Origin of the sequence: Tenacibaculum haliotis (genome assembly GCF_025215075.1) — a bacterium.
GTDB lineage: Bacteria > Bacteroidota > Bacteroidia > Flavobacteriales > Flavobacteriaceae > Polaribacter > Polaribacter haliotis_B.
Genome location: NZ_JAOBTH010000014.1, coordinates 21,338 through 27,845, shown reverse-complemented (window position 1 = coordinate 27,845; position 6,508 = coordinate 21,338). Strand labels below are relative to the sequence as shown.

Annotated in this window: 5 protein-coding genes; all 5 read left to right on the top strand. The window is 25.6% G+C overall.

The features are described from left to right. The coding region (locus N2251_RS00575; protein WP_260584736.1) for an IS30 family transposase at positions 1 to 289 on the top strand (289 nt) is incomplete at its 5' end. Positions 290 to 344: 55 nt separating this feature from the next. Further along, positions 345 to 1,961: a hypothetical protein gene (locus N2251_RS00570; RefSeq protein ID WP_260584735.1), complete on the top strand. Its 1,617-nt coding sequence runs from the start codon at positions 345 to 347 to the stop codon at positions 1,959 to 1,961. 172 nt (positions 1,962 to 2,133) lie between these two features. Beyond that, a complete protein-coding gene (locus tag N2251_RS00565) occupies positions 2,134 to 4,164 on the top strand; it encodes an ATP-binding protein (RefSeq protein WP_260584734.1) in 2,031 nt (676 codons plus the stop codon). A gap of 593 nt (positions 4,165 to 4,757) precedes the next feature. Next, positions 4,758 to 5,936 (top strand): PD-(D/E)XK nuclease family protein, encoded by a 1,179-nt coding sequence (locus N2251_RS00560; protein WP_260584733.1) that lies wholly within the window; start codon positions 4,758 to 4,760, stop codon positions 5,934 to 5,936. Positions 5,937 to 5,945: 9 nt separating this feature from the next. Next, entirely contained in the window at positions 5,946 to 6,476 is a 531-nt protein-coding gene (locus N2251_RS00555; RefSeq protein WP_260584731.1) for a hypothetical protein, read from the top strand. The last annotated feature ends 32 nt before the right edge of the window (positions 6,477 to 6,508 follow it).

The following is a 6,508-nucleotide window of genomic DNA, read 5'->3' as shown; positions in this document are numbered from 1 at the left end:
ATCTATGACTTACGACAACGGAATTGAAATGGCTAGGCACCAAAAAATTACTGAAAAAACAGGTATGAAAATTTACTTTGCTCACCCATATTCTTCTTGGGAAAGAGGCACTAACGAAAATACGAATGGACTCATTAGAAGATACCTTCCTAAAGGAACAAACTTTAATGAAATAAGCGAAAATCAGCTGCAAATTATTCAGCAAAAACTAAACAATAGACCTCGAAAAATTATTGGTTATAAAACACCCCAAGAAATGATCAATATTGAGCTAAAAAACGTAGCTTAGTAACATCAAAAATTAATAACGATTTGTTGCGTTACAACGTTGAATCCAAGCACCTATGAATAAAACAATCTTTCAGAACATCCGACCAAATGACATAAACAAATATGTAGAACTCTCATTAGATAATTCTGATTACAAGAATCGATTAATTGCTATAGATTACTTTTCAAAATATAACTGTTACGAAAGCAAACGTGAATTATATCGTTTAATGAAAAGCGACAAAATTTTTGAGGTAAAAGAACAAGCATTTAGAGTTCTTCAAAATTTTGGCGAGAATGTAATTTTAAGGAAGAAAAAAAAAGGAAAAACAATAAAAAAAATAAACGAGAAACTTTTAATACTTCACAACTCATTTAATGGAGATGATTATTCCATAAACGATTTTAAAGTTAGTTTTAAAGATAAATACCCAAATATTTTTGACATTTACTCTTACGAAAAGAAAGGAAAATTAGATGATTTTATTTTAAACTCAATAAAAACGTTTCCACAAAAAAAGACAAAGCACAATTATTCAATTAGAATTTTGTTAAAAGAAACTAATATTGAAATATCAGATGAAAAGTTAGAAATTGAACACACAAATATTAATGAGATTAAAGATGAACTAATCATTAATAAAAACACTATTACAATCAACTGTAATAGAAAAGCGAAAATAAATTTGAATAATATTATTTTCTCTGAAAAGAATTCTATCCACAATCAAATAATTAAATCACTAATTTATTATTACATAAAAATAAATGCTTTTGTAAAAATAAAAAGTATCACCATTCATAGATTAACTAAAACAAACGATGAAATTATTTTAGCTTTACCAAATAATGGAATTTTAATTGAACAAATACTAAATAACAAGTTTTCAGGAGTAAATGTTTCCTCTCAATCAATTTTAGATATTTTTAAAAATAATGATAAAGCAAATTCAATTCAATTTGCCTTAACTTACTTATTGAAATCAAAAACAACAAGCGAACCAAGTGAACGATTTGAAAAATTATGGAAGTCTTTTAATTCAATTTATTACTATTTTGGAAATGGATTAAATGAAAATGAATCACAAAGGTTGATTCGTAAATTTATTTTAGAAAATCAGCAATTATTTACAAATTCTCTCGATAATTTAAAAAATATCACTTCACAGGTATTAAAAGAAAAAGTAAGGTTTTATGAATTATTAGCTAACGATTATAATACCAAAGAAAAAATAGTTTCATTTATTGCATTTATAAATAGGTATCAAAACAGCAAAATTTGCAAAAACATTTTAGACAATTTAAGCTATTTTGAAAAAGACTTAAAAAATATTTTTACAGTTGACAAAATTGAAAGTAAATTCAATCGGTTTGACAACATAAAGCAAATTTATAATTCAAACAAAAAAAGTTCTGATACAGAAATTATTTATAAAGAAGTCAAAAGTTATTTACAAGAAAATGTAAAAAACCCAAAGCCAAATAAAGAAGTTGAAATACTCGTGTTTATCTGTATAAAATATTGTTACTACTTAAGAAATAAAATTTTTCACGCTGAAAAACAAGATTTGACTTTTAGATTTGCTAAAAATAATTTAATAATTGAAATTGATTGGATTAATAATATTTTGGAAAGTTTAATAATTGAATTAATTTCTGCTAATCAACAATGGATAAAAAACGGCACATAACACCGTATATAATTTATTGCTAGTTCTAGCCTACTTACGAAAATCCTCGCGGATTTTCTATTCGGTTTTTATTTACTAAATTAGTTGCTTAAACCACGCAACAAACCATATACAAACACGTTATGCCCAAGCACAGAATAATCCGTATAAAATTAAGAAATTGCAATAATAAATGAAACAGCATACTACAAAAATAACATCAATAAGTGTAGAACAAAGCGGATTACCTACTGATTATAGGAAAGCAATTGCTGAATATATTTGGAATGGATTTGATGCAAATGCAACAGAAATTCATTTAAACATTGACAGTAATGAGATTGGATTTATAAATGAATTTTCCATCATAGACAATGGAAATGGAATAAATATAGAAACAATAGATCAAACTTTTGGTCATTTTTTAGATTCTCAAAAAAGAACAACTTTTAATAAAGATGGATTTGTAAAAGGTAAAAAAGGAAAAGGGAGATTTTCATTTCAACAATTTTCTGATAAAGCTATTTGGAATACTACATTTAAAAGTGAAAATGGAGAATACCTAAATTATAATATAGAAATAAAAGAATCTAGTCTTCAGAATTTCGGAATATCTGATAAAACTATATTAAAAAAGAAACATACAGGAACTTCTGTGAGATTTGAATCTTTCAATAAACTTACAGCGGATTTGATAGAAAACGACTCATTCTATGACTTTTTGGCGTGTGAATTTGGTTGGTTTTTGTATCTTAATAAAAGTTATTCATTAAAAGTTAATGATTTTGAAATTGACTATAACACCATCATTGATAAAACAGTAATTTTCAACGAAGAAATTAATGATTTTGATTTCAAAATTAACTTCATAAGATGGAAAAAAAATATTGGTGATAAATATTACTATTATTTCTTAAATGAAGAAAAAATTGAAAAAGAACGAAAACACACATCTTTTAATAACAAAACAGAAGACTTTCATCATTCTGTTTATATAGAGTCTGATTACTTTGAAACTTTTCAATTATCTAATGCTAAAACAGAAACGTTAGATTTTGACATAAAAGATCAAAATGACCCTACATTTAAAACACTTTTAGGCTATTTAAAAGAAAAATTATCAATTGAGGAAAAACTTTTTATCAAAGAACATAAAGCGGATGAATTAATTAGCAAATATCGAAAACAAAATATCTTTCCTTTATTTAAAAATAACCCTTACGATAATTTAAGAAAGAAAGATTTAGAGCTAGTTGTTAAAGAAATATATTGTGTACAACCAAAGATCTTTCAAGGTCTGAAGAATACACAAAGTAAAACAATAATTGGTTTTCTAAATTTACTTTTAGATTCAGACCAAAGAGATGACATATTAAATATTCTTGACAGTATCATAAAATTGTCGGATGAAGAAAGAAAGGAACTTTCAAAAACTTTAAACAAAACCAATTTTTCAGCAATAGTCTCACTTGTAAAACTATTAGAAAGCAGATTTAATACAGTACTAGTATTAAAAACTCTTGTCTTTGAATTAGAAAAATTTACAAATGAACGTGACCATATTCAGAAAATAATAGAAGATAATTATTGGCTATTTGGAGAACAATATCATCTTGTTTCTGCTGATAAAAATTTCGAAACTTTGTTAAACAACTATCTTTCTTTTTTAGAGAGCAATAATTCAAATTACAACAAAATAACTTCTAAAAATCGTCTAAAAAGACCTGATATTTTCATTGCCCGAAAATCAGACATTCCCGATCCCAAAAGTGATGAATATACAATTGAAGAGAATATTATTGTTGAATTGAAAAGACCAAGTGTTGTAATTGGGAAAAAGCAATATGACCAAATAGAAGAATATATCAGAATCATAATAAAAGAACCTAGGTTTTCTAGTGAAACTAGAAAATGGAAATTAATCCTTATTGGAAAAGAAGTTGATGAGTGGATTCGTGACAAATATGAATCTCAAAATGGAAAAGGTAAAAAGTTTTTAGTAGAAGCAATAAAAAATTATGAAATATATGCATTAAAATGGGATGATTTATTTAGAGTTTTTGATATAAAGCATAAGCATTTGATTAATAAACTTGAATTTAAAAATTCAATTATTGACGAGTTTACAGAAAAAGGATTAATAGATGTAAATATGGATATTTTTAAAGAAGCTTTGGAGGAAAGCAAAAAAGTTGAAAGATTAACTAAAATAGCCAGGGCATAACACCGTATAAACTTTATTGCTGGCTTCTTGCCTACTTACGAAAGTCCTCGCGGACTTTCTTCGTTTGTGTTTTATTTACTAAATTAGTTGCTTAAAACACGCAACAAAGCTTATACAACAACGTTGCAAGTAATGGCGGAAATCACTCGGACGGAAACAATTATGAATTAAAAAACAAGAAATTTATTGTAGAATAATACTAATTTAAGTTACATTTTTCTGTCAACACTGGAAAAATAACAATCCCAAATTTAGAGCAATTTTAGGGAATTCTTACTCAAACGGAATTTTAAAAAATTGACAAAAACAGAACTGAACGCAGGAAATCACTCTTGCGGAATTTAGCAACTTTGCGGAATTGAAAATCTTTGCGGAATTATTTACTCAAACGCTGAATTTTGAAAATATTAGAAAGCAAAAAATGGAATTATTAACCGAAAAACCACAACTTGCAACAATGTGCATAATTTATTGCTAAACAGTTTTTCCTGCGGAAAAACCTCGCAAACGTAAAAGTCTGTGTTTTATCTATTATTTTTTCGCTAAATTTACGCAACAAACTATAAGCACAAAGCCGTTGGCAACTATAAAAAATGAGAAAAATAAATATAAAATCTGAGATAGACAGATTTAATAAAAACAATGTATTGAAATCCAGATATTCTTCCAAATCATTTTCTGAGATTTTATTAGTTAATAGAAGTGAAACAAGTCATAGCTCTTTCTTAGCGTGGATGTTAAATCCTCTTCAAAATGAAAGTTTAAAAGAATTCCCAATTAAGAAGTTATTAAATATAATTCTTTTAAGACAAAAACAATTTCAAATTAAAGAACCATTATTTGATGATGTTTCAACTTTTACATTAGAGAACATCAAAATTGAAACCGAAAAATATTTAAAGATAAAAAAGAATAAAAAATTTGTTGATTTATATATTGAATTAAAAGAAAAAAAACATATAATTAAGATAGTTATTGAGAATAAGGTAGCTAGTAAGGAACATAATGAACAAACTGTTGATTATTATAATTATTTCGTAGAAAACAAAAAAGAAAATGAAATTTTAGTGTTCGTATTTTTAACACCTATTCCAACATTAGAACTCAATAAGTTAACTGAAACTGAATGTGTTTCAAAAGAATATATTCAAATCAACTATCAAGACCTTGTAGATTATATTATAGAACCAGCAATGAAAAGGAATATTTCAGAAAGAACAAAATTTATCCTTTCTGAATATTTATCATCTTTAAGTAGACCTTCATTTCATAAAATAGATAACCCAAATCAAAAACAAGATTTTATTATGGCAATTGGACAGGAAGAAAAAGAATTATTGGCAAATTTTTGGAAAGAAAACGAAAACTTGATTTTATCTGCCATGTATGCTAATAGTATAAATGCGGAATTGGAAGAAGAAGTTCGTGAATTAAATAAAAAAACATATGAATCATTTAGTGAAAAATCAGGAATTGGTGTTGATGTACAAAGACAATTCAAAGAACTCGTCGATTTAGGTTTTATTACAAATAAATTATTAGTTGAATTATGCAATGAAAATTTCTCAAGAAAAACATTTAATATTGGATACAGTTTTTTAAGAAAAGAATCTGATTCTGAATATGGAAATGATATTAACGGATATTCAAGATATTACAAAAAAAAGATTTATACAATTTTTGGAAATAATTATATGCTTTGTAATCACTGGACAGCAAAAAATATTGGAAAATATAATAAATGGGTTAAGCTAGTTTCAAATCAAAAATAAAGAATTATAATGCTATATATACTTAGAGGAGATATTTATCGAGAAAAAGGAAACGATAATGAAATGGTTTCAATTTACAGAGAATTCAGAAATGAAAATCTAATATTAGCCAGAAAAGAATGTTTCAGTTCTTATCAAAGTTACATTGATGTTTTTCTACAAGGAATAGGTAAAAAATACATTTCTCATAAACGAGCAGAAATTGATTTAAGAAATTTTATTTTTTCAAATAAAAAAACTACAAAATTAGGTTTACCTTATATTGAAAACGGTATCGGAATTTCTATTTCTTTTGTATTTGACGATACCATAGTGTATCAAAATAATAACGTTACTATTTACAAAGAAGAAATATCTATTCATGGATTAGAAAACGAGAGTGGAAACGATCTAAAAAGTATTTATTTAAAAAATTTAGAATTTGAACTTGAATTTTATAAAGAAAATAATTTTGAAATAAAAGAGGAAATAAATGAATTAGTAAACATTATAAAAACTCCAATCGATTACAAGCGTGTATTAATTGCTAAACATTTATAACCTAGATTCATTAAAAATTAGAATATATAATT

Bases quoted from the DNA above. Each gene is read 5' to 3' on its own strand.
- N2251_RS00555 (WP_260584731.1), top strand. From the start codon at position 5,946: ATGCTATATATACTTAGAGGAGATATTTATCGAGAAAAAGGAAACGAT.
- N2251_RS00570 (WP_260584735.1), top strand. From the start codon at position 345: ATGAATAAAACAATCTTTCAGAACATCCGACCAAATGACATAAACAAA.
- N2251_RS00560 (WP_260584733.1), top strand. From the start codon at position 4,758: ATGAGAAAAATAAATATAAAATCTGAGATAGACAGATTTAATAAAAAC.
- N2251_RS00565 (WP_260584734.1), top strand. From the start codon at position 2,134: ATGAAACAGCATACTACAAAAATAACATCAATAAGTGTAGAACAAAGC.